Origin of the sequence: Mesorhizobium sp. ES1-3, from assembly GCF_020164795.1 — a bacterium.
Lineage (GTDB): Bacteria > Pseudomonadota > Alphaproteobacteria > Rhizobiales > Rhizobiaceae > Mesorhizobium.
This window is the reverse complement of the sequence record NZ_JAIUGW010000005.1, coordinates 269,167-293,034: the sequence shown is the minus strand read 5'-3', so window position 1 is coordinate 293,034 and position 23,868 is coordinate 269,167. Positions and strand designations below refer to the sequence as shown.

The following is a 23,868-nucleotide window of genomic DNA, read 5'->3' as shown; positions in this document are numbered from 1 at the left end:
GCGAGAGAAACGGAAAGATCAATGAAAACCCTTGGCCTGCTCGGCGGCATGAGCTGGGAATCGACTGCCATCTATTATCGCCTGCTCAACGAGATCGTGCGCGAGCGGCTGGGTGGGCTGCATTCGGCAAAGCTGCTGCTCTGGTCGTTCGATTTTTCTGAGATTGCCGAGCGGCAGCATCATGGCGATTGGGACGGCGCCGGCGCGCTGCTGATCGATGCCGCGCGCAAACTCGAGGCCGGCGGCGCGCAAGGCCTGCTTTTGTGCACCAATACAATGCACAAGTTGGCCGACCAGGTGCAGGCGGCTGTGTCGATCCCGCTGATCCATATCGCCGATGCCACTGCGATGGCGATCAGAAAAGCCGGCATGCAGCGTCCGGCGTTGCTGGCGACACGCTTCACCATGGAGCAGGATTTCTACAAGGGCCGGCTTGCCGACAAATATGGCCTGTCGCCAGTGGTGCCTGACGACGCCGGGCGCGACATGGTCCATCGCGTCATCTACGAGGAACTCTGCCAGGGCGTCGTCACCGAAACCTCGAAGGCCGCCTATGTCGCCGAGGCAAACCGCTTGCGCGGCGAAGAGGGCGCGGACAGCCTGATCATGGGCTGCACCGAGATCACCATGCTCATCGGCCAGGGCGATTTCGACATTCCGGTTTTCGACACGACGCGCATCCATGCCGAGGCGGCGGTGGAATTCGCGCTCGGTTGATGCGCGTCTCCTAAAGTGGCTGGAGCCATCTGGCGCGGCATTTTTCCTCCGCTAGAATGCCCCGCAATTTCAAGCAGGCATTTCGAGGGGACACGATGGATTTTGCGCTTCCATGGCCGACGAGCCAGGGCGAATGGCTGGCCTGGTCGAGCGCGGTCTTCACCGTCCTGCTCGGCCTTCTGTTCTTCCTGGCGCCGGCTCTGGCGTTCCGCATCCTGCGCCTGCAGGCGAAACCCGAGAAGGCGGCGGCGATCGCCGAAGGGCGAGGCCGCATGTCGGGCTTCTATCTCGGGGTCGGCCTGTGCTGCATCCTGCTCGCGCAGCCGCTGGTCTACATGGCGCTCGGCTTCTCCTGGCTGTTCACCGCCTTCGGCCGGCTGCTGTCGATGATGTCGGATGGCGCCAATACACCTTTCAATTGGGTTTCGATCGTGGTGGAATTGGCGCTCGCCGCCTTGCCGCTCGCCTTTGCCTTCGGCTTTGTGCCCTGAATCCGAGGCTATTCCGGCGCGCAGGACGCTGATCTTTCGCCGGATGCGACAATAGTGCCTGAAAACCATGCGGAACGACGCATTGCGGTCTTAAAATGCCTGTGCTAGACGGCAATCGACTTTCGGCCGGGGATAGCGGAAGCCGCGCCTCCGTGCTTGGAAAAATGCAGTAAGGTCAAAGATTTAGCCAGAGTTTTTGCTCGCGCCAACAATCTGCGGCCTGTCAGACAAGAGAAAAGACGGTCCGTGGCTCAATCGTCATCGCCAATCTCAGGTGTCGCAGAACGCTATGCCGGTTCGCTGTTCGAACTGGCATCGCAGGCAAATTCCGTGGCCAAGGTCGAGGCCGACCTCAACGGTTTCGAGGCACTGCTCGCGGGCAGCGCGGACCTCACCCGGCTGATCAACAGCCCGGTGTTTTCCAGCGAAGACCAGGCCAAGGCCATCGCGGCGATCGCCGACAAGGCCGGCATCACCGGCCTGACCGGCAATTTCCTCCGCGTCGTTGCCAAGAACCGCCGCCTGTTCGCGGTGCCCGGCATGATCAAGGCATTCCGCCAGATCGCCGCCGAGCACCGTGGCGAGGCTGCCGCCGAAGTCACTTCGGCGCATGAGCTGACGGCGGCGCAGCAGACCGAACTCAAGGCGGCGCTGAAGAGCGTTGCCGGCAAGGACGTGGCCATTTCCGTCACCGTCGACCCGTCGCTGCTCGGCGGGCTGGTGGTCAAGATGGGCTCGCGCCAGATCGATACGTCGCTCAAAACCAAACTTAATTCGCTCAAGCTTGCACTGAAAGAGGTCGGCTGATGGACATCCGCGCCGCGGAAATTTCCGCAATTCTGAAAGACCAGATCAAGAATTTCGGCAAGGAGGCCGAGGTCTCCGAAGTCGGACAGGTCCTGTCCGTCGGTGACGGCATCGCCCGCGTCTACGGTCTCGACAATGTCCAGGCCGGCGAAATGGTCGAATTCCCCGGCGGCATCCGCGGCATGGCGCTCAACCTCGAAGCCGACAATGTCGGCGTCGTCATCTTCGGCGCCGACCGCGACATCAAGGAAGGCGACACCGTCAAGCGCACCGGCGCCATCGTCGACGCGCCTGTCGGCCCCGGCCTGCTCGGCCGCGTCGTCGACGCGCTCGGCAATCCGATCGACGGCAAGGGTCCAATCAAGGCGACCGAGCGCAAGCGCGTCGACGTCAAGGCGCCGGGCATCATCCCGCGCAAGTCGGTGAACGAGCCGATGTCGACCGGTCTCAAGGCCATCGACGCGCTGATCCCGGTCGGCCGCGGCCAGCGCGAGCTGGTCATCGGCGATCGCCAGACCGGCAAGACCGCCATCATCCTCGATACGATGCTCAACCAGAAGTCGGTGCACGACAACGGCCCCGAGAAGGAAAAGCTCTACTGCGTCTACGTCGCCGTCGGCCAGAAGCGCTCGACCGTCGCGCAGTTCGTCAAGGTGCTGGAAGAGCGCGGCGCGCTCGAATATTCGATCATCGTCGCCGCCACCGCTTCCGATCCGGCGCCGATGCAGTTCCTGGCGCCGTTCACGGCCTGCACCATGGGCGAATATTTCCGCGACAACGGCATGCATGCGCTGATCAGCTATGACGATCTGTCGAAGCAGGCGGTGGCCTATCGCCAGATGTCGCTGTTGCTGCGCCGTCCGCCGGGCCGCGAAGCCTATCCGGGCGACGTCTTCTACCTGCACTCGCGCCTGCTCGAGCGCGCCGCCAAGCTCAACGACGATCTGGGCGGCGGCTCGCTGACCGCGCTGCCGGTCATCGAGACGCAGGCCAACGACGTGTCGGCCTACATCCCGACCAACGTGATCTCGATCACCGACGGCCAGATCTTCCTCGAAACCAACCTGTTCTTCCAGGGCATCCGTCCGGCCGTCAACGTCGGCCTGTCGGTGTCGCGCGTCGGTTCCTCGGCGCAGATCAAGGCGATGAAGCAGGTTGCCGGCTCGATCAAGGGCGAGCTCGCGCAATACCGCGAAATGGCTGCTTTCGCGCAGTTCGGCTCGGATCTCGACGCCGCCACGCAGCGCCTGCTCAACCGCGGCTCGCGCCTGACGGAGCTGTTGAAGCAGCCGCAGTTCTCGCCGCTGAAGACCGAAGAGCAGGTCGCGGTGATCTTCGCCGGCGTCAACGGCTATCTCGACAAGCTGCCGGTCAACCAGGTCGGCAAGTTCGAGCACGGCCTGCTCAGCCACATGCGTTCGGCCGGCAAGGACGTCCTCGACGCCATCCGCAAGGAAAAGGCGCTTTCGGACGATCTGCGCGCCAAGCTGAAGGCCGAGATCGACGCCTTCGCCAAGACCTTCGCCTGAGCGAAGTGCAAGACGGGATCAGGTTTGAAGCATGCCTTCATTAAAAGACCTTCGTAACCGTATCGCCTCGGTCAAGGCGACGCAGAAGATCACCAAGGCGATGCAGATGGTCGCCGCGGCGAAGCTGCGCCGTGCGCAAGAGGCGGCGGAAGCGGCGCGTCCCTATTCGGAGCGCATGGGTTCCGTCCTGGCCAACATCACCCAGGCTGTCGGTGGCGGTGGCGATGCCCCGGCGCTGATGACTGGAACCGGCAAGGACGACGTGCATCTGCTTGTCGTCTGCACCGCCGAGCGCGGCCTGTGCGGCGGCTTCAATTCGCAGATCGCCCGTCATGCCCGCGACCATATCCGCCGGCTTCTGGCCGATGGCAAGCAGGTCAAGATCATCTGCGTCGGCAAGAAGGGTTTCGACATCCTGCGCCGCGACTATGCCGCGATGATCATCGAACGCGTCGATCTGCGCGAGGTCAAGACGCTCGGCTTCGTCAATGCCGATGCGATCGCCCGCAAGGTCATCCACCTATTCAACGAGGGCGCCTTCGACGTCTGCACGCTGTTCTACTCGCAGTTCAAGTCGGTGATCAGCCAGGTTCCGACCGCGCAGCAGATCATTCCGGCAGCTTCCGCCTCTTCGGCTCAGCCCGAGTCGGCGGATGGCGCCAGCGCCGTCTACGAGTATGAGCCGGAGCCGGGCGAAATCCTGTCCGACCTCATCCCGCGCAACATCGCGGTGCAGGTATTCCGCGCGCTGCTCGAAAACGCGGCGGGCGAAATGGGCGCCAAGATGAGCGCCATGGACAATGCGACGCGCAACGCCGGCGAGATGATCAACAAGCTGTCGATCACCTACAACCGCCAGCGGCAGGCGCAGATCACCAAGGAACTGATCGAAATCATTTCGGGCGCCGAGGCGCTCTAGGCGCGGTCCGCGGGTCATTGGCCCGCGAACCGGACCGCGTGAGAAACAAAGGACGAAAAGGGTAAAGACGATGGCGAAAGCAGCGACCCCCCAGAAGGCAACCCCGAAGACGGCAGCCCCCAAGGCAGCAGCCCCCGCGAAGGCCGCCAAGGCCCCGGCCGCGGCAGCAAAGGCGGCTCCGGCCAGGGCAGCAGCAGCCAAGACGCAGGCCGTGGCCACCAAGACCACCGGGGTTGTCGGCAAGGTCCGCCAGGTCATCGGCGCTGTCGTCGACGTGCAGTTCGGCGAGCATCTGCCGCCGATCCTGAACGCGCTCGAGACCAACAATGTCGGCAACCGACTGGTGCTCGAAGTTGCCCAGCATCTGGGTGAAAACACCGTGCGCTGTATCGCCATGGACTCCACCGAAGGTCTGGTGCGTGGCCAGGAAGTACGCGACACCGGCGGCCCGATCGCCGTGCCGGTCGGCCCGGGCATGCTCGGCCGCATCATCAACGTCATCGGCGAGCCGGTCGACGAAGCGGGCCCGGTCGACGCGGTCGAACTGCGCTCGATCCACCAGCCGGCTCCGGCCTACATCGAACAATCGACGGAAGCGCAGATCCTGATCACCGGCATCAAGGTGCTCGACCTGCTCGCACCCTACGCCAAGGGCGGCAAGATCGGCCTGTTCGGCGGCGCCGGCGTCGGCAAGACCGTGCTGATCCAGGAACTGATCAACAACATCGCCAAGGCGCATGGTGGTTACTCGGTGTTCGCCGGCGTCGGCGAGCGCACCCGCGAAGGCAACGACCTCTATCACGAATTCATCGAATCCGGCGTCAACAAGAAGGGCGGCGGCGAAGGCTCGAAGGCGGCGCTGGTGTACGGCCAGATGAACGAGCCGCCGGGCGCGCGTGCCCGCGTCGGCCTGACCGGCCTGACGGTCGCCGAATATTTCCGCGACCAGGGCCAGGACGTGCTGTTCTTCGTCGACAACATCTTCCGCTTCACGCAGGCGGGCTCGGAAGTGTCGGCGCTGCTCGGCCGCATCCCGTCGGCCGTGGGCTATCAGCCGACGCTCGCCACCGACATGGGCGCGCTGCAGGAACGCATCACCACCACCACCAAGGGCTCGATCACCTCGGTGCAGGCGATCTACGTGCCGGCCGACGACTTGACCGACCCGGCGCCGGCGACCTCGTTCGCCCACCTTGACGCGACGACGACGCTGAACCGGTCGATCGCCGAAAAGGGCATCTATCCGGCCGTCGATCCGCTGGACTCGACCTCGCGCATGCTCGACCCGCTGGTCGTCGGCGAGGAGCACTATGGCGTCGCCCGCCAGGTGCAGTCGATCCTCCAGCGCTACAAGTCGCTGCAGGACATCATCGCCATCCTTGGCATGGACGAGCTCTCGGAAGAGGACAAGCAGACGGTGGCCCGCGCCCGCAAGATCGAGCGCTTCCTGTCGCAGCCGTTCTTCGTCGCCGAAGTGTTCACCGGCGCGCCGGGCAAGCTGGTCGACCTCGCCGACACCATCAAGGGCTTCAAGGGCCTCTGCAACGGCGACTACGACCACCTGCCGGAAGCCGCCTTCTACATGGTCGGCGGCATCGACGAAGCGGTCGAGAAGGCACAGCGCCTCGCGGCTGAAGCGGCTTAATCAAGGGAATAGGGAGTAGTCAGTAGTCAGTAGTGAATAGCGGCTGGGTGATCGGGCGGTTGTCCTCTCTCCCTACTTCCTACTCACTATTCCCTACTCGCTAATTTGATCATGGCTGAAGCTTTCAAGTTCGAACTGGTTTCCCCGGAGCGCCTGCTGGTTTCCGCCGAGGTCGAATCCGTCGTCATCCCGGGCGCCGAGGGCGAGATGACCGTCATGGCCCATCACGCACCGGTCATGACCACGATCAAGCCGGGCGTTGTCACGGTGAAGAACGCCTCGGGGAGCGAAGAACGCTATGTCGTGTTCGGCGGCTTCGCCGACATCGTTCCGGCCGGCTGCACGTTGCTGGCGGAATCGGCCGTCGCGGTGAAGGACGTCGACCGTGCCGATCTCGCCCGCCGTATCCAGGAAGCCAGGGAAGACGCCGCCGACGCCAAGGACGATCAGGCGCGCAGCAAGGCCGAACAATTCCTGGGCCAGCTCACCACGCTGGAAGGCGCCATTTTGCCGGCTTGACCCTCAACTCAGAAGCGAAGTGAAAAGCGGGGCACTTGCCTCGCTTTTTTGTTTCGTTCGAGCGGCGAGAATTCAGCTATGGCGCGATGCTGTGGCGCCGGCATCAAAGTCCTCTATGGCCCGCTGATCCGTGCCAGTTCCGCCTTACGGCCCTTTGGCGTCTATGCCGAGCGCAGCAAAAGCCAAGGTCGTGCCGTCCCGCCGCAGGTGGACGAGATGGACGGCGACGAGTTCGATCAGCGTCTGGCGCTCGGCGTGATCCCTGGCGAAGCCGGCCAGATCGAACACCGCCGTCACGGTTTCGTTGGCCGGCAGCTGCTGGTCCAGAAGCGCGCTTAGCTGCGCGTCGAGCGGATCGGTGAAATGGCCCTCCGGCAAGGTTTTTCCGCGCGCCGCGCAAGCGGCGATCCAGGCAGCAACGACCAGCGTAAGGTGGACCAGTTCGGTGCCGGCTTCGAGACACTCGATGGCCGAGGCGATGATGCGCTGGGGCAGTTTCTGGCTGCCGTCATTGGCGATCTGCGCCGTGCAGTGGGCAAGTGCCGTGTTCGAGAAACGCTCGGCAAGCTCGGCCGTATAGGCTGATGTGTCGAGGCCGGCGTCGTCCGGCAATGTCGATTTGGCCTCCTCCCACAGCGCATCGACGAACCGCCTTATCGCCGGATCGGCAAAGGCGCGATCGACCGTGGGGTGGCCGCTGAGCAGGCCGAGATAGGCGATGCCCGAATGCGCGCCGTTGAGAAGCCTCAGCTTCATATCCTCGAAGGGAGCGACATCGCCGACCATGGTGACGCCGAATTTTTCCCAGGCCGGGCGGCCCGTGGGGAAACTGTCTTCGATCACCCATTGGCTGAAGGGTTCGGTCATCACGGGCCAGGCGTCCTCGATACCAAGTTCACCTGATATCCGCGCCCTGTCGGCATCGGTCGTGGCCGGCACGATGCGGTCGACCATGCTCGAGGGAAATGCGACCTGACCGGCGATGTGGCCGGCGATCCTAGCATCGCCCGCCGAACCAGGACCGGCATCGCGCAATTCAGCGAATTCGATCAGCAGCCTGTGCAAGGTGGCGCCGTTGGCGGGCAGGTTGTCGCAACAAAGCACGGTGAAAGGCGGGGTGCCGGCAGCCAGCCTCCGGGCGAGCGCTTCGGTCAGAAAGCCATGCGCCGTCTTCGGCTTTTGTGGATTGGCCAGGTCGTGGACGATGTCGGCATGCGCCGCGTCCAACCCACCGGCGGCCGCTCGCAGATAGGCTTTCTCGGTGATCGTCAGCGTCACGATGCGGATGCGCGGATCGGTCAGCACCGCCAGCACCGCGGCCGGGTCTTCCGGCGCCACCAGCATCGAGCCGATGGAGCCGATGACATGCAGCTTCTCGCCGCCGCTGCCGCGGACCGCCAGTGTGTAAAGCCCATCCTGCGGCGCCAGCGCGTCGCGCGTGTCGGCGCTGCGCAGCGACACGCCTGTTATGCCCCAGCCCATTTCGCCGGCCGCCAGGCATTCATCGACATAGGCGGCCTGGTGGGCGCGGTGAAAGGCGCCGACGCCCAGATGCACGATGCCCGGTGCAATCGCACCGCGATCGTATCGAGGAGCGGCGACCTTGGCCGGCAATGCGGGCGCCGTGCGGTTGGAAAGGCGGCGGTCTGTCATCGGTTCGCGCACTCATCTCGTGAAACGGCTGGTCATGGAACGGCGGTGATCCGGAGGCGGATCGCAAGCCGCGGAACACTGGCGGCGTAACACCGGCGGCGTTCCCCGACAATGCTCAGCTTTGCTCAAAAGTCATCATACAACAATCCAATTTTTGTATGTTGACATTATTTCTGGTCAACCCTACCGATAGGGCCGGGAGGATGGCCGTGGCACTGATCAATGCGGATTTGCTGTTTCCAGCCGAGGCGCGTCCGCTCTCGATCGCCCGCGATCTCTACGCCGGCATCAAGGACCTGCCCATCATCAGCCCGCACGGCCACACCGATCCGCGCTGGTATGCGCTGAACGAGCCGTTTCCCGACCCCGCGCAGCTGCTCATCGTGCCGGACCACTATATTTTTCGCATGCTGTTCAGCCAGGGCGTGCGGCTGGAGGCTCTCGGCGTACCGACCCTCGATGGTGCGCCCGTCGAAACCGACGGCAGGGCGATCTGGCGGCTGTTCGCCGAGCACTACTATCTCTTCCGTGGCACGCCGACCCGGCTATGGTTCGACCATGTGCTCGCGGATCTGTTCGCTATCGAAGAGCCGTTGAGCGCCGCAACCGCCGATCGCCATTACGACACGATCGCGACGGTGTTGCAGTGGGAGAATTACCGTCCTCGCGCGCTGTTCGAACGCTTCAACATCGAGGTCATCGCGACGACCGAAGGCGCGCTCGACGATCTCAAATGGCACCAGATGATCCGCGACAGCGGCTGGGAGGGCCGCGTCGTCACCGCCTATCGGCCGGACGCCGTCGTCGATCCCGATTTCGAAGGTTTTTCGGCCAATCTGGACCGGCTCGGCGAGATCACCGGCTGCGACACCGGGACCTGGGCCGGCTATCTCGACGCGCATCGCCAGCGGCGCGCCTTCTTCAAGAGTTTCGGCGCGACCTCGACGGATCACGGCCATCCGACGGCCGAGACCGCCAATCTGTCCGATGCCGCTGCGCAGGAGTTGTTCAACCGGGTCCGCGCCGGCTCGCAGGACGAGCGCGAACGAAAGCTGTTTCGCGCCCAGATGCTGACCGAGATGGCCAAGATGAGCCGGGATGACGGGCTGGTGCTGCAGATCCATCCGGGCTCCTGGCGCAACCATTCGCCTGGCGTTTTCCAGAAATTCGGCAGGGACAAGGGCTTCGATATCCCGACGCGCACCGACTATGTGACGGCGCTGAAGCCGCTGCTCGACTGTGTCGGGCTGGAGCGCGATCTCACCGTCATCCTGTTCACGCTGGATGAGTCCAGCTATGCGCGCGAACTGGCGCCGCTGGCCGGCGTCTATCCGGCGCTGAGGCTCGGGCCGGCCTGGTGGTTCCACGACAGTCCGGAAGGCATGCGCCGTTTTCGCGAGATGACGACCGAGACCGCCGGCTTCTACAACACGGTCGGCTTCAACGACGACACCCGCGCCTTTCCGTCGATCCCCGCCCGTCACGACGTGGCGCGCCGCGTCGATTGCGCGTTCCTGGCGCGTCTCGTCGCCGAGCACCGGCTGCGTGAGGACGAGGCGCATGAACTCGCGAAGGAGCTTGCCTACACGCTTGCCAAGAATGCGTACCGGCTCTGAGCCGGACGTTTCGATTTTCAAAGGGAGGAAGTCAGTAATGTTGCATTTCTCGAAATTGACGGCGGCCACGTTTGCCTTCGGCTCGCTGCTGATCGGCATAGCCAATGCCGAAACCGTGCTGCGATCCTCGGATACCCATCCGGACGGGTACCCGACCGTCGAGGCGGTCAAGTACATGGGCGACCTGATCAAGCAGCGCACCGCCGGCCGCTATTCGATCGAGGTCTATCACTCGGCGCAGCTCGGCGAGGAGAAGGACACGATCGAGCAGACCCAGGCCGGCGTCATCGACCTCGACCGTGTCTCGATGGGACCGTTCAACGGCATCGTACCGGAGACCGCCGTGCCGTCGCTGCCCTACATGTTCCGCTCCGTCGAGCACATGCGCCACGTCATGGACGGGCCGATCGGCGACCAGATCCTGAAGGCGTTCGAGGCGCATGATCTCGTCGGTCTCGCCTTCTACGATTCCGGCGCGCGGTCCTTCTACAACACCAAGAAGGACATCACCTCGATGGCCGACATGAAAGGCATGAAGTTCCGCGTCATCCAATCGGACGTGTTCGTCGACATGGTCAACGCGCTTGGCGCCAATGCGACACCGATGGCCTATGGCGAAGTCTATTCGGCGCTGCAGACCGGCGTCATCGACGGCGCCGAAAACAACTGGCCGAGCTTCGAATCCGCCAAGCACTACGAAGTCGCCAAGCATTACACGATGGACGAACACCAGATCGTGCCGGAAGTGCTGGTCATGTCGAAGGCAAGCTGGGACAAGCTGTCGCCGGAAGACCAGGCGATCGTGCGCCAGGCGGCCAAGGACAGCGTCGTCAAGATGCGCGAACTCTGGGACGCGCAGGAGAAGAAGTCGCGCGGCATCGTCGAGGCCGCGGGCGTCAAGGTCAGCGAGATCGACAAGCAGCCGCTGATCGACGCGATGAAGCCGGTCTACGACAAGTACCTGTCGACACCCGAGCTCAAGGACCTGGCCGCCCGTATACAGGCCGAGAAATGAACGGCACGGGCAACGGACCGAGCAGCGCGGAGGTCCCCGCGCTGCCTTCGGGCGCGTCGGCCATGCGAGGCTTCTGGCTGAGCGCGGAACGGGTGCTCTCCGGGCTTGCCCGGTTGGCGCTTTGGGTCAGCGGCGCCGGGCTGACGCTGATGACGATCATCATCTTCTGGCAGGTGTTCTCGCGCTATGTGCTGAACCGTTCGCCGAGCTGGACCGAATCCTTCTCGGTGCTGCTGATGGGCTGGTTCATTTTTCTCGGTGCCGCCGTCGGCGTGCGCGAGCGCACGCATCTGGGCTTCGACGTGCTGCTCTATGTCCTGCCTGCCTCGGCCAAGGCGGTGCTGCGCAGCATTTCCGATCTCGTCGTGCTGGCCTTCGGCGCCGGCATGATCGTCTACGGCGTACAACTGGCCAGGCTGACCTGGAACACGGTCATGCCTTCGCTGGCTTTGCCGGGGGGCGTCAGCTTCCTGCCAGTGATCCTGGGTGGCGCGCTGGTATGCCTTTTTTCGCTGGAACGACTGGCCGGGCGTTTTGCCGGCCTGCCCGTCGACGCCGACATCCATGCGACCGGCGAGGAGCTTTGAACCATGGCGCTCACCGTTCTCTTCGGCACCTTCGTCTTCCTGCTGATCATCGGCACGCCGATCGCGTTCTGCCTCGGCGTCGCCAGCTTCGCGACGATCCTCACGCTCGGCCTACCTCCGGTCGTGGTATTCCAGCGGCTGAATTCCGGCGTCAGCGTCTTTTCGCTGATGGCCATACCGTTCTTCATCTTCGCCGGCGACCTGATGGTGCGTGGCGGCATCGCCGCGCGGCTGGTCGCTCTGGCGGGCTCCCTGGTCGGCCATTTGCGCGGCGGTCTGGGGCAGGTCAACATCGCGGCATCGACCTTGTTCGGCGGCATTTCGGGCTCGGCGGTGGCCGATGCCTCCGCGGTCGGCGGACTGATGATCCCGCAGATGAAGGCGCGCGGCTACGGCGTCGACTATGCCGTCAACATCACGTCGGTCGGCGCCATCATCGCCCTTCTCATTCCACCGTCCCACAACATGATCATCTATTCGATTTCGGCCGGCGGCCGTATCTCGATCGCCGACCTGTTCACGGCGGGCGTGCTGCCGGGTCTGCTGCTGGCGTTGTCGCTGATGACAACGGCCTATTGGGTCGCCAGCCGCCGCGGCTACCCGACGGAGCCGTTCGCCGGCTTCGGCCGGGCCTTGCAGCTGCTTGTCGCCGCCATTCCCGGGCTCATCCTGATCGGCATCATTTTCGGCGGCGTCAGGTCCGGCATCTTCACCGCGACCGAGAGCTCCTGCATCGCCATCGTCTATGCCTTCCTGGTGACGCTGATCATCTACCGCTCGATGAGCTGGGGCGACTTCGTCGCCGCCACGACGGCAGCGGTGCGCACGACGGCGATGGTGCTGATGATCATCGGCTGCGCGGCCGCCTTCGGCTGGCTGCTCGCCTATCTCAGGGTGCCGGCCTCGCTCGTCGCCTTCCTGCAATCGGTATCCGACAACAAGCTTGTCATCCTGCTGCTGCTCAATCTCATCCTGCTCATCCTCGGCACGTTCATGGACATGTCGCCGCTGATCATCATCACGACGCCGATCTTCCTGCCGGTGGTCATGGCCTATGGCGTCGATCCCGTGCATTTCGGCGTGATCCTCATCCTCAATCTCGGCATCGGCCTTTGCACGCCGCCGGTCGGCGCGGTGCTGTTCGTCAGCTGCGCCATCGGCCGTATTCCGATCTGGACGGCGATGCGCTCGATCTGGCCATTCTATGGCGCCGCCTTCGCCGTGCTGATGCTCGTTACCTACATACCGGAAATCTCATTGTGGCTGCCGGGCCTGTTCCATTAGAGCTGTTCAGCGATCGGTGGAATCGCTGAGCAGGTCTAACTCTTTGTTTTTACGCAATTCCGGACGGAAAACCGCTACGCGCCTTTCCTGGAATTGCTCTAGGAGGTCACTACGTGTCCGAGACCGCAAACGACCTCAGGGTCGAGAGAAAGCCCAAGCTGTCGGAAACCGTCGTGGCGGCGATCCGCAGGCAGTTGCAGGCGGGCGAGATCCTGCCGGGCCACAAGCTGCCGACCGAGGGCCAACTGACGGAGACCTTCGGCGTCAGCCGCACCGTCATCCGCGAGGCGCTGGCCAAGCTTGCCGCCGACGGCCTCGTCGAGCCGCGGCAGGGCGCCGGGGTCTTCGTCACCGAGCACATCTCGACCATGTTCGGGGCGCTGGCAGCCGACATGGGCAACAAGGATTCCATCGCGCTCAACGTGCTCGAGGTGCGGCTGGCGATCGAGATCGAATCGGCCGGGCTCGCCGCCGTCCGTCGCAACGCCGCGCAGGAGGCGGCGATCCAGGAGGCCTTCTTCGAGTTCGAGCGGATGCTGCTCGACAGCCAGCCGACCGGACCCGCCGACCTTGCGTTCCACCGCGCCATCGCCAGCGCCACCAACAATCCGTTCTATGTCGAGATGCTCGACGTGCTCGGCCGCCGCGCCATTCCGTGCGATGTGACCTCGCCCTGGTCGACCGAACTGGTGCAGTCCGACAGCTACCAGCGCGGGCTGCAGCGCGAGCATCTGGTGATCCTGAACGCGATCACGGCGGGCGATGCCGAAACCGCGCGCGAGGCGATGCGCACCCATCTCGGCGCCAGCCAGCAGCGCTACCGCGAGCGCCTGCAGGCGCGGCAGGCCTATTACGCCAGTTCGGTCAAGGCGGCCGCCGGCGAATGATCGACCAGAAGTCAGGACAGAGATGAGCCAGAACCACACCGACTACACATCGCGCTTCGCCATCGACCCGGCCGCGGCCGCCGCCATGGGAACGGACGAACTGCGCCATAATTTCCACATCGAAGACCTCTTCCAGCCCGGCCGCATCAGCCTGACCTACACCCACTACGATCGCATGATCGTCGGCGGCGCCATGCCGGTGGCGACGGCATTGCCGTTGGAAGCGATCAAGCCGACCGGCACCAGGGGTTTTCTCGACCGGCGCGAATTGATCGCCGTCAACATCGGCGGCGGCGGCACGATTGAAGCCAGCGGCCAGGCCTTCGACCTGCAGGCGCGCGACATGCTCTATCTCGGCATGGGCTCCAGCGATGTGTCATTCGCTTCGGCCGACAAGGCCGCGCCGGCCAAGTTCTACCTGCTCAGTGCGCCGGCGCACCAGGCTCATCCCAGCCGGCTGATCCGCCTCGATGACGCCAAGCGCCTCGACCTCGGCAGCAAGGAGGCCTGCAACGAGCGCTCGATCTTCCAGTTCATCCATGCCGGGGGAACAAAAACCTGCCAGCTCGTCGTCGGCATGACGCAGCTGGCGCCGGGGTCGATCTGGAACACCATGCCGTGCCATGTGCATGACCGGCGCATGGAGGCCTATCTCTATTTCGACCTGCCCGAGGCGGCGCGCGTCTTCCACTTCATGGGCGAGCCGGACGAGACACGCCACATCGTCATGCGCAACGAGGAGGCGGTGCTGTCGCCGGGCTGGTCGATCCATTCGGGCGCCGGCACGTCCAACTACGCCTTCATCTGGGCGATGGCCGGCGACAATGTCGACTACACCGATGTCGACCCGGTGGCGATGGACACGCTGCGGTGAGCGATCTCACAGCCTTCAGCCTGGCCGGCAAGCGCATCCTGGTGACCGGCGCCAACACCGGTATCGGCCAAGGCATCGCGGTCTCGATCGCGCGCGCCGGGGGCGCGGTGATCGGCGTCGGCCGCTCGTCGATGGCCGAGACCGCGAGCAAGGTCGCGGCTCTGGGCGGCCAATTCGAGGCGGTTGCCGCCGACCTTGCCGACACGGGCGCGGCCGGACCGATGCTCGGTCGTGTCTGGGACGAAAGCGGGCCGCTCGACGGGTTGGTCAACAATGCCGGCATCATCCGCCGCGCCTATGCCGTCGACCTGACGGTGACCGATTGGGACGATGTCATCGACGTCAATTTGAAAACGGCATTCCTGCTGTGCCAATCCTTTGCCCGGCGCATCCTTGCCGAGGGACGCCAGGGCAAGATCGTCAACATCGCCTCGGTGCTGAGTTTCCAGGGCGGCATCCGCGTCGCGTCCTACACGGCATCCAAGCATGGCGTGCTCGGCATCACCCGGCTGCTCGCCTGCGAGTGGGCGGCGAAAGGCATCAACGTCAACGGCATAGCGCCGGGCTATATCGAGACCAACAACACGCAGGCGCTGCGCGCCGATCCCGACCGCAGTGCCGCCATCCTCGGGCGTATTCCCGCCGGGCGCTGGGGGGAGCCCGGAGACATTGGCGATGCCGCCGTCTTCCTGCTGGCGCCGGCCTCGAACTACATGCACGGCGCGGTGGTGCCGGTGGACGGCGGCTGGCTGGCGCGGTGAGGAGATGACAATGACCGAGCCTAAGATTTTCGCGCAAGCCGGCGAGGGCGCCTGGACGCCGACCCCGGACGGCAATCGCCGGCGCATTCTGCTTTACACCGACGAGCTGATGATGGTCGAATTCGGCTTCGACAAGGGTGGCGTCGGCGCGCTGCATTCACATCCGCATGTCCAGGCGAGCTATGTCGCCGAAGGCCGTTTCGAGGTGACCGTCGAGGGCCGCACCGAAATCCTGGAGACCGGCGGCAGCTTCATCGTGCCCTCCGGCCTGGTGCACGGCGTCAGGGCGCTGGAGGCCGGGCGTCTGGTCGACAGTTTTACGCCGCACCGCGCCGATTTTCTCGCCTGACCGGGCCGCCGACGATTTCTCGGCCAATGAAAAACCCGCGCCTCCAGGGAAGCGCGGGTTTGTTGCCTGGGCGCCAATGACGCCGCGGTACTCAAAACATCACCGCAGGATCGGAAACCTGCCGGATCATGATGAAGATAGACTTAATGCGCGTCAGGTGATGCGCCTGAGCAGGCTGAAAAGCCGTTCGAACGTCTTGCCATAGGGCGGGCGCAAAAGGGCTCCCGCGCTCAAGCGCGATTGCAGGAAGACCGGCTTCTCCTTGCTGAAGGTGCGGAACCCCCATTCGCCGTGATAGACACCCATGCCGCTGGCGCCGACGCCGCCGAAGGGCTGGTTCTCCTGCACCAGATGCAGCATGCAGTCGTTGATGGTGACGCCGCCGGCGACGGTCTCGCGCAGGATGCGCCGACGGTTGCCGCTGTCTGTGCCGAACCAGTAGAGCGCCAGCGGCCGGTCGGCCTGGTTCACATGGTCGATCGCGTCGTCGACCGTGGCATATTCGACGATCGGCAGCACCGGGCCGAAAATCTCCTCGCGCATCAGCCGCAGGTCCGGGCCGGCGTTGCTGACCAGGGTCGGCAAAAGCTTCCGGCCCGCGGTGCCGAGGTCTTCGCCGGCCGGGTTGATCTCGGTCACATCGGCGCCGGCCTCGCGGGCTTCCGCGATCATGGCGCGCAGCCGCTGGTAATGCCGGTCGCTGATGATGGCGGTATAGTCGGGATTGTCGCGCAGCGAGGGGTAGAACCGCGCCACGGCGATTGCGAGCTTCGCGGCGACGTTGCCTGCCTGTCCCTTGGGCACCAGCAGGTAGTCCGGCGCGATGCAGGTCTGCCCGGCATTCAACAGTTTGCCATAAGCGACGCTGGCTGTTGCCGCGTCGAGGTCGCAGGAGGGGTCGAGGATCGCCGGCGACTTGCCGCCGAGTTCGAGCGTGACCGGGGTCAGGTTGGCGGCGGCGGCGAGCGCGACCTGGCGGCCGACCGGGGTCGAACCGGTGAACAGCAGGTGGTCGAACGGCATCGAGACGAAGGCCTTGCCCATCTCGGCATCGCCGGTGATGACGCTGAGCTCATCGGGGGCGAAGTGCTCGCCGGCCAGTCTGGCCAGCAGCTCGGAGAAAGCAGGCGTCAGTTCGGAAGGCTTTACCAGGACGCGGTTGCCGGCGGCGAGCGCTGCCGTGACCGGCGCGACGGCAAGCTGAAACGGGTAGTTCCAGGGCGATACGATGCCGACCACTCCGAGCGGCTGCGGCAGAAGGCGGTTTTTGCCCGGCAGGAAGGGCAAGGTGGTGGCGACACGACGCTCCCGCATCCAGCCGCCGACATGCGCAAGGGCGTGGCGAATGCCGGCGCGTACGACAAACAGTTCCGCAAGCCGCGTTTCGTGCGACGAGCGGCTGCCGAAGTCGGCGTCGATCGAGGCGCAGATTTCGGTCTCGTGCCGCTCGGTCAGCGCCAGCAGGCGCCTGAGGCGGTCCTTTCGCAGGCCGAGGTCGGCAAAGGGCTGCTTCTCGAAGGCGGCGCGCTGCAACCGGAACCGCTCGCCGAGGACATCCTGTCTCACCTGCAGCATCGCGCGCTCTCCTTGCTCCTGCCCAGCTTACATCAGGGCCAGCCTGAATCCAGCCAGGAGCACATACCGCAAGGAGAGGCGAGGCTCACATGGCTGTTTGACCTTCCGTTTGCATCCATGCCGTTGTATCGAATGCGGCAAGCTGAAATCTCCGACAAGGGCGCGTGGCGCATGATTCCGCAAATTCGTGTCACCGCCATGCGACACGGACCCATCATTACGCCGGACATGCTGCCCGGCAATGACGGGGCCAACATCAACGGGCCGTCGCTGATCAGCATGCCTGAATGGGTGCCCGGCCGGCTTGGTGCCTACTATCTCTACTTCGCGGACCACACGGGGGCCTATATCCGCCTCGCCTACTCCGATTCGCTGCATGGGCCTTGGCGCATCCACCCCGGCGGTGTGCTGTCTCTTGATCAATGTCCATTCATGGTCGGGCATATCGCCTCGCCCGATGTTCACATCGACCAGAAGCTTCGCCATTTCGTGATGTATTTTCACGGCCCGGCAAAATCCGGTGAAGGCCAGATGACCTTCGCCGCGACATCCGTCGACGGGCTTCGTTTCACTCCGCTTTCCGAGCCGCTCGGGCCGTCCTACGCGCGCATCTTCCGTCACGATGGCTGGTGGTACGGTTTGCTTGGGACGGGAGCGATCACCGTCTATCGATCGAGAAACGGCATTTCGGATTTTCAACGGGGTCCGGTCGTGCTGCCTGCCATGCGGCACGACCTTGCCCCGCGGCATGTCGCGCTGCAGAAATCCGGCCGCTGGCTGCGGGTCTATTACACGCGTCGGGGCGACGCGCCGGAACGGATCCTTTGCGGCACAATCGATCTCGCCGAGGATTGGCGGGACTGGACCGTGCGGGGCGACAGCGAAGTGTTGCGGCCGCTGACGGAGTTCGAAGGGGCCGGCTTGCCGATCCGCCCCAGTCGGACCGGCCTAGCCCAGGACAGCGAAAACGCGCTACGCGATCCGGCCATTTTTGAGCAGGATAATCAGACCTGGCTGCTCTATGCGGTCGCCGGAGAAAGCGGAATCGCCCTGGCCGAGCTTGGCTTTTCCGAGGTGCAAGCTGCGGCGGCCCGGAAGCCGATCGCGGCGTTACGCCGCCGCGCAAGGCGGCTTTTCTGGCACCTTCGACAGAAGGCGCCAATGCTGCCTTCGGCAATGAGACCCCGAAATAGAATTTTCATCGCCGGCTGCGCGCGCAGCGGCACCACGCTCAGCCTCAATCTGATGGGCTGTTTTGAGGATATCTATGTCCATATCAGCGAAGCGCCGTACCAGACACTGATCGAGCTGGATCGCTATCAAGCCAACCTGGTCGTAAAACGCACTTTCGTGAGCTATAGGGATCTTGAAGATTTGCCCGCCTCGGTCGGCCTGATCTATTGCGTACGGCATCCTTTCGACGTGCTGACCAGCTCTCATCCGGAGACCGTCGATCTGCGGCCTTTTCACGTGACCATGGAGCGTTGGGAGGCGGAGTATGATGGTTTGATACGGCTGCGACAGGCCCAGCCGGAGAGAGTCATCTCCTATTTGCGCTATGAGGACGTGATCGCCGAACCGGACATCGCGCAGGCGAGGATTGCCCGATCCTTCGGCCTGGCGCCGGCTACGCTCTTCAGCCGCGATGCAAACAATCCCATCAGGTCCACCTCGCTGAGAAAATGGGAGCGCAATGAAGCGTTCAGGACCTATCTGCGCGGCCTGCCGCCGTCGTTTCTCGAGCGCGTGGACGGCTTCTGCCGGGAGTTCGGCTATGACAATTCGGCCGGCATATTGACGACGGAATTGGCTGAATGACGCAGGCAACCGGCATTCTGGCCGAGGATCGCAAGCGGCGCGTCCTGAAGGACGTGTTCGGCTTCGACGATTTCCGGCCAGGCCAGGCCGACGTCATGAACGCGTTGCTCGACGGGCGCCATGTGCTGGCCGTCATGCCGACGGGTGCCGGAAAATCGCTGTGCTACCAGGTTCCGGCGCTGGTTCTGGGCGGGCTGACCCTCGTCGTCTCGCCGCTGGTGGCGCTGATGCAGGACCAGGTCGCGGCGCTGCGGCTTGCCGGCGTCGCCGCCGATACGATCAATTCCGCGCTCGACCGCGAGGCCAATGTCGCGGCCTGGCGCCGCGTGGCATCGGGCCAGACGCGGCTGCTCTACCTGGCGCCGGAAAGGCTGATGACCGAGCGCATGCTCGAGGCGCTCTCCAGGCTCGACGTCAGCCTGATCGCCATCGACGAGGCGCATTGCATCTCGCAATGGGGCCCGGCATTCCGGCCCGAATATGAAGACCTGTCGCGGTTGCGTGGCATCTTCGCCAATGTGCCGATCATCGCGGTGACGGCGACGGCCGACGAGAGCACGCGCGGCGACATCGCCGCCCGGCTGTTCGCCGAGCGCGTCGAAACCCTGGTGCTGGGTTTCGACCGGCCCAACATCAAGCTGGCGGTCGAGTCCAAGCAGGATAGCAAGCGGCAATTGCTGCGGTTCATAGAGCGTCATGCGGGCAAGAGCGGCATCATCTATTGCCTGTCGCGCAAGAAGACCGAAGAGATGGCGGCGTTCCTCGAGAAGAACGGCGTCAGAGCGCTTGCCTATCATGCCGGCATGAGCAAGGAGGCGCGTGAGGCCAATCAAAACGCCTTCATGACACTGTCCGGCGTCGTCATGGTGGCGACCATCGCCTTCGGCATGGGTATCGACAAACCCGACGTCGCCTATGTCTTCCACACCGATATGCCGGGCAGCCTGGAGGCCTATTATCAGGAAATCGGTCGTGCCGGCCGCGACGGACGCGAGGCCGAGGCACATATGCTCTACGGTCTTGGCGACATCCGCATGCGGCGGCTGTTCATCGACGACGAGGACGCCTCGCCAGAGCACAAGAGACGATCGCATCGCCGGCTCGACACGCTGATCGGCTATTGTGAGACGGCGCAATGCCGGCGCCAGGTGCTGCTCGGTTATTTCGGCGAAGAGGCTCAAGCCTGCGGCAACTGCGACAACTGCCTCGACCAGGCGCCGCGCGCCGATGGCGGTGCCGAGGCGCGGAACATCCTCGCGGCGGTCGCGCAGAGCGGCGAGCGCTTCGGCGCGGCCCATGTCATCGACATCCTGCTTGGCCACGAGACCGAGAAGGTGCTGGCCAGAGGCCATCAGACGCTAAGCAGTTTTGGCACCGGCGCCGCGCACAGGAAGACAGTGTGGCTGTCGCTGATCCGGCAACTGGTTGCCGGCGGGTTCCTTATGCCGGATCCCGAGGGCCATGGCGGCCTCGCCATCTCCGAAAGCGGCCGTGCGCTCGGCCGCGGCGAGGTGGCATTCCAGTATCGCGTCGAGACGCGGGACCCTCTCGCGCGCGGCAGGAAGCGTTCCGGGGAAGGCTCCGCCGCCGAGGGCGTGGATGCTTCGCTGCTGGCGGCGCTCAAGGCGTTGCGGCTGCGGCTGGCCAAGGAACGCCAGGTGCCGGCCTATGTGGTGTTTTCCGACCGCACGCTGATCGACATGGCCGACCGCCGCCCGCGCGACCTCGACGCCTTCGCCGAGGTGAACGGCGTCGGCGCGGCGAAGCTCAAGGAGTTCGGTGAGATCTTTCTCAGTGCGATCGCGGCGCACGCCACCGAATGACACGGCAATATCGGAACTGTCTTTGAAATTCGGCGCCTCAGCTGGTGAGGCAGCATTTCTTGAATTTCATGCCGCTGCCACAAGGACACGGATCGTTGCGTCCAACGTCGCGCCACGGGTTCGTGACCGGCGTTACATTCGACCATATCGAGTCCGCCAATGCGGAGTGCCCGTCATCGTCCTCGTCGAGCTCGAAGCCATCGTCGCCGCCAAGGCCGCGGGTCCAATCCAGCGCCACAAGGACATCCTCGATGTAACTCAGACTGGCGCGGTCGAACCGGCCAATGTCACCGGGTTGTTGCTCGGCTTCCCGCAGGTCGCTTTCGAAATCGCTGCGTTCAAGCACATCTTCCGGTATGCGGCCCTCGTCCCAGGCGCTGTAGACAAGCGGAACGAGGTCTCGCAAGGCTAGCATCGCGATCGCCTTCAGCCAGCCGACCCATGCATAATCCCAGTCGTCGGCCAACCTCTCCTTGTAGAACCGCTCCACGAAATCCCGCGACCGGTCGCGCTCGATGCGACCTTCCCAGGTCAAAAAGGTCACCGCGCCAAATGCACCGTCGCGGATGAATTCGTCGACGGAGCGGTCGGCAATGATGCCGAACAGCGCGTCGGCGTCGCCGTCGAATACGCCTAGCCGCGCGGCGCGTCGTCTTCGCCCTCGACCATCAGCTTTCCGATCAATTCGCGAACCCAGCGCTGCCCGGCATGGCCGTGACAACGCTCGTGCCAGATCAAGCCGATATCGAACCGCTCGCTCAGCCAGGGCAGATCGATGATCGTCAGCCTTTCCGATTGGGCACGAAACAGCCGCCTGGGTACGAGCGCGACAAGATCGCTGCTGGAAACAATTTCGGGAATGAACAAGAACGAGCCCGCTGACATGACGACATTGCGCCGATAACCGAGAACCCCCAAGGCGTCGTCAACTGGTGTCTCGAAATTGCCGCCTCGCCGTGAGACGATGATATGTTCCAGCCTGACATAGTTCTCGATCGTCAGACCAGGCTTCAGATCCGGGTGGCTTTGCCTGCCGATGAGGACATATGTTTCCTCGTAAAGATGACATGCACGTAGATGCGGCATCGCGGGATCGGGTGTGGCGATCACCAAATCGATATCGCCGTTCGCCAACTGCTGTTCCATGAGGGCGGGGGACAGGTGCCAAACCGCCACGCGCACGCCTGGTGCTATCCGCCGGAGCGCTAAGACGAGCGGCATCACAACGGCTGCCTGGACATAATCCGAGCAAGCGATCGACACAGCGAGTTGCGCCGTTTCGGGATCGAAGTCCCTGTGGGATTGCAGTGTCGAGCGCACCCGATCCAACGCCTCGCGCAATTGCGGGGCAAGTTCTGTTGCCTTGGCGGTCGGGGTCATTCCGCGCTGGGCGGGAAGAAGCAAGGGATCGTCGAACAAATCCCGCAGCCGCGCGAGTTGCGCACTGACTGCCGGCTGGCTGAGATGCAGCCTCGCCGCCGCCTTGGTGACGTTCCGTTCGGCGAGCAGCACTTCGAGCGTTGCCAGAAGGTTGAGATCGATGCGGCTGGTATCTACCACCTTTATTCCCGAACAAAATATAATCGATTTCAAATATGGCCGGAAAGCCTCCATCTTGCAAGCATCGAGCGCTGAAGCGCACCCCCCACTCCACGATAGAGACAGAGAAGCATGATGATGAAGAATATCCTGATTGTATCTGCGCACCCCGAACCAACCTCGCTCACCCGGCAGTTGGTCGATGTTACTGTCGAGACGCTTGGCGCCGCCGGACACGAGATCGTGCAATCCGAACTTTACGGCATGAAGTGGAAAGCAGTGTTCGACGCCGACGACTTTCCCGTCCGCACCAATCCCGACCGGCTGTCGTTCATCATGGAATCCGGCCATGCCTATGCGACCGGCAACCAGACGCCGGATGTTGTCGCCGAACAGGCCAAACTCCTTGCCGCGGACGCGGTCATCCTGCAGTTCCCGCTGTGGTGGTACAGCGTGCCCGCGATCCTGAAGGGCTGGATCGAACGCGTCTATGCCTTTGGTTTCGCTTATGGCTACCAGAACGGCACCAACGAGTTTCGCTTCGGGAACGGCATCCTGAAGGGCAAGCGCGCGCTGGTAAATGTTCAGGCCGGTGGACCTGTGGTGGACTATGGCCCGCGCGGGATCAACGCGCCGATTGAGCAGCTGCTCTTTCCGCTGACCCACGGCGCGCTCTTCTATCCGGGCATGGATGTGCTGCCCACGCACGCTGTCTACAGCGCCGGCCATGTCTCCACCGCCGAAGAGGTCGAGGCGATCAAGGCGGGCTGGCGCGCGCGACTCGCCGGGCTGTTCACGGACGCGCCAATCCCGTTCCGTGCGCAGAACGGAGGCGATTTCCCCGATCGCCACACCATGGCGGATGACGTCGCGCCGGGCCAGACCGGCATCGTCGCGCATGTCGAAAGGGTGGTCGAGACGGTTGACGCGTGAGGCACGACGATCATGAAGCCTTCGCTGGTCGCGCTGGCCGTGGGAGCATTTGCCATTGGCACGACTGAGTTCGTGATCATCGGCCTGGTTCCCGGGATCGCGCGCGATCTCGGGATAACGCTCCCGGCGGGCGGCTGGTCTGCTCGTTTCCGGCTATGCCCTCGCCGTGACGGCCGGTGCCCCACGGTCACGGCGTTAGTCGGGCATCTGCCGCGCCGGCCGCTAGCGGTTGGATTGATGCTGCTGTTCGCGCTCGGCAATCTCTTGAGCGGCTTCGCGTCCGGCTATGGCGCGATGCTGGCGGGACGCATCATCGTCCCGCTGGGCCTTCCCAATCGGGAAAGCCCTCGCACTGGTATCTCAACCGTGTAGGCCAGAACAGGAAGGCGGCGGTGAGAGCTGCGGTGATAGCGAAATGGCACGTACTGGCTTCCGGCGACCAGCGGTCAAAGGCTATGCGTCGCCAGCGCCACGCACCGCGCTTCGGAAACGGAGATCAGAAGGTTCGACTTCAACCTCGGCGACGT

The 23,868-nt window shown here is 64.1% G+C and carries 23 protein-coding genes; 19 read left to right on the top strand and 4 right to left on the bottom strand.

Features of this window, described 5'->3' with window-relative positions; all coding sequences use genetic code 11:
• Positions 1 to 21: 21 nt before the first annotated feature.
• From LB536_RS10735 to LB536_RS10705, 7 genes are all read left to right on the top strand, one after another.
• Complete coding sequence (locus tag LB536_RS10735; RefSeq protein ID WP_224591731.1) at positions 22 to 717, top strand: aspartate/glutamate racemase family protein; 696 nt, start codon at positions 22 to 24, stop codon at positions 715 to 717.
• Between the two features lie 95 nt (positions 718 to 812).
• Positions 813 to 1,208: a DUF4345 family protein gene (locus tag LB536_RS10730; protein WP_137933072.1), complete on the top strand. Its 396-nt coding sequence runs from the start codon at positions 813 to 815 to the stop codon at positions 1,206 to 1,208.
• A gap of 246 nt (positions 1,209 to 1,454) precedes the next feature.
• Positions 1,455 to 2,015 (top strand): F0F1 ATP synthase subunit delta, encoded by a 561-nt coding sequence (locus tag LB536_RS10725; protein WP_224591727.1) that lies wholly within the window; start codon positions 1,455 to 1,457, stop codon positions 2,013 to 2,015.
• Positions 2,015 to 3,544, top strand: a complete 1,530-nt coding sequence (gene atpA / locus LB536_RS10720) for a F0F1 ATP synthase subunit alpha (RefSeq protein ID WP_140810653.1) — start codon at positions 2,015 to 2,017, stop codon at positions 3,542 to 3,544. Before LB536_RS10725 ends, atpA begins: the two co-directional genes overlap by 1 nt.
• A gap of 31 nt (positions 3,545 to 3,575) precedes the next feature.
• Positions 3,576 to 4,463: a F0F1 ATP synthase subunit gamma gene (locus LB536_RS10715; RefSeq protein WP_140754922.1), complete on the top strand. Its 888-nt coding sequence runs from the start codon at positions 3,576 to 3,578 to the stop codon at positions 4,461 to 4,463.
• Positions 4,464 to 4,533: 70 nt separating this feature from the next.
• A complete protein-coding gene (gene atpD / locus LB536_RS10710) occupies positions 4,534 to 6,108 on the top strand; it encodes a F0F1 ATP synthase subunit beta (RefSeq protein ID WP_224591723.1) in 1,575 nt (524 codons plus the stop codon).
• A 111-nt stretch (positions 6,109 to 6,219) separates the two neighbouring features.
• Positions 6,220 to 6,627, top strand: coding sequence for a F0F1 ATP synthase subunit epsilon (locus tag LB536_RS10705; protein ID WP_140810654.1), 408 nt, complete (start codon positions 6,220 to 6,222; stop codon positions 6,625 to 6,627).
• A 144-nt stretch (positions 6,628 to 6,771) separates the two neighbouring features.
• Here the strand turns inward: LB536_RS10705 and LB536_RS10700 are convergent, their stop codons facing one another.
• The gene (locus tag LB536_RS10700; RefSeq protein WP_224591720.1) at positions 6,772 to 8,280 is read right to left on the bottom strand and encodes a mannitol dehydrogenase family protein; all 1,509 of its coding nucleotides are present in this window, start codon (positions 8,278 to 8,280) and stop codon (positions 6,772 to 6,774) included.
• Positions 8,281 to 8,483: 203 nt separating this feature from the next.
• On the opposite strand from LB536_RS10700, the gene uxaC reads away from it, so the two are divergent.
• From uxaC to LB536_RS10660, 8 genes are all read left to right on the top strand, one after another.
• Positions 8,484 to 9,896, top strand: a complete 1,413-nt coding sequence (gene uxaC / locus LB536_RS10695; RefSeq protein ID WP_224591717.1) for a glucuronate isomerase — start codon at positions 8,484 to 8,486, stop codon at positions 9,894 to 9,896.
• Between the two features lie 37 nt (positions 9,897 to 9,933).
• Positions 9,934 to 10,911, top strand: coding sequence for a TRAP transporter substrate-binding protein (locus tag LB536_RS10690; RefSeq protein ID WP_140754914.1), 978 nt, complete (start codon positions 9,934 to 9,936; stop codon positions 10,909 to 10,911).
• Positions 10,912 to 10,973: 62 nt separating this feature from the next.
• Positions 10,974 to 11,498, top strand: a complete 525-nt coding sequence (locus LB536_RS10685; RefSeq protein ID WP_140810657.1) for a TRAP transporter small permease — start codon at positions 10,974 to 10,976, stop codon at positions 11,496 to 11,498.
• Positions 11,499 to 11,501: 3 nt separating this feature from the next.
• Positions 11,502 to 12,782, top strand: a complete 1,281-nt coding sequence (locus tag LB536_RS10680; RefSeq protein ID WP_224591714.1) for a TRAP transporter large permease — start codon at positions 11,502 to 11,504, stop codon at positions 12,780 to 12,782.
• A gap of 113 nt (positions 12,783 to 12,895) precedes the next feature.
• The gene (locus tag LB536_RS10675) at positions 12,896 to 13,669 is read left to right on the top strand and encodes a FadR/GntR family transcriptional regulator (protein WP_224591711.1); all 774 of its coding nucleotides are present in this window, start codon (positions 12,896 to 12,898) and stop codon (positions 13,667 to 13,669) included.
• A 22-nt stretch (positions 13,670 to 13,691) separates the two neighbouring features.
• Positions 13,692 to 14,543, top strand: coding sequence for a 5-dehydro-4-deoxy-D-glucuronate isomerase (gene kduI, locus LB536_RS10670; RefSeq protein WP_224591707.1), 852 nt, complete (start codon positions 13,692 to 13,694; stop codon positions 14,541 to 14,543).
• Positions 14,540 to 15,304 (top strand): 2-dehydro-3-deoxy-D-gluconate 5-dehydrogenase KduD, encoded by a 765-nt coding sequence (gene kduD, locus LB536_RS10665; protein WP_224591704.1) that lies wholly within the window; start codon positions 14,540 to 14,542, stop codon positions 15,302 to 15,304. The genes kduI and kduD overlap by 4 nt, the downstream gene beginning before the upstream one ends.
• 10 nt (positions 15,305 to 15,314) lie before the next feature.
• Positions 15,315 to 15,653 carry a cupin domain-containing protein gene (locus LB536_RS10660; protein ID WP_224591700.1) on the top strand — a complete coding sequence of 113 codons (339 nt, stop codon included), beginning with the start codon at positions 15,315 to 15,317 and terminating at the stop codon, positions 15,651 to 15,653.
• A gap of 153 nt (positions 15,654 to 15,806) precedes the next feature.
• Here the strand turns inward: LB536_RS10660 and LB536_RS10655 are convergent, their stop codons facing one another.
• A complete protein-coding gene (locus LB536_RS10655) occupies positions 15,807 to 17,228 on the bottom strand; it encodes a coniferyl aldehyde dehydrogenase (protein WP_224591697.1) in 1,422 nt (473 codons plus the stop codon).
• Positions 17,229 to 17,240: 12 nt separating this feature from the next.
• On the opposite strand from LB536_RS10655, the gene LB536_RS10650 reads away from it, so the two are divergent.
• Positions 17,241 to 19,046, top strand: coding sequence for a hypothetical protein (locus LB536_RS10650; RefSeq protein WP_224591694.1), 1,806 nt, complete (start codon positions 17,241 to 17,243; stop codon positions 19,044 to 19,046).
• Positions 19,043 to 20,869: a DNA helicase RecQ gene (gene recQ, locus LB536_RS10645; RefSeq protein ID WP_224591692.1), complete on the top strand. Its 1,827-nt coding sequence runs from the start codon at positions 19,043 to 19,045 to the stop codon at positions 20,867 to 20,869. Before LB536_RS10650 ends, recQ begins: the two co-directional genes overlap by 4 nt.
• 37 nt (positions 20,870 to 20,906) lie before the next feature.
• On the opposite strand, the gene LB536_RS10640 is transcribed toward recQ, so the two are convergent.
• Entirely contained in the window at positions 20,907 to 21,590 is a 684-nt protein-coding gene (locus LB536_RS10640) for a DUF1186 domain-containing protein (protein ID WP_224591688.1), read from the bottom strand.
• Positions 21,503 to 22,657: a LysR family transcriptional regulator gene (locus LB536_RS10635; RefSeq protein WP_224591685.1), complete on the bottom strand. Its 1,155-nt coding sequence runs from the start codon at positions 22,655 to 22,657 to the stop codon at positions 21,503 to 21,505. The genes LB536_RS10640 and LB536_RS10635 overlap by 88 nt, the downstream gene beginning before the upstream one ends.
• On the opposite strand from LB536_RS10635, the gene LB536_RS10630 reads away from it, so the two are divergent.
• Both LB536_RS10630 and LB536_RS10625 read left to right on the top strand, forming a co-directional pair.
• Entirely contained in the window at positions 22,541 to 23,341 is an 801-nt protein-coding gene (locus LB536_RS10630; RefSeq protein WP_245463252.1) for an NAD(P)H-dependent oxidoreductase, read from the top strand. The genes LB536_RS10635 and LB536_RS10630 overlap by 117 nt on opposite strands.
• A gap of 12 nt (positions 23,342 to 23,353) precedes the next feature.
• The gene (locus tag LB536_RS10625; protein WP_224591682.1) at positions 23,354 to 23,713 is read left to right on the top strand and encodes a hypothetical protein; all 360 of its coding nucleotides are present in this window, start codon (positions 23,354 to 23,356) and stop codon (positions 23,711 to 23,713) included.
• Positions 23,714 to 23,868: the final 155 nt, after the last annotated feature.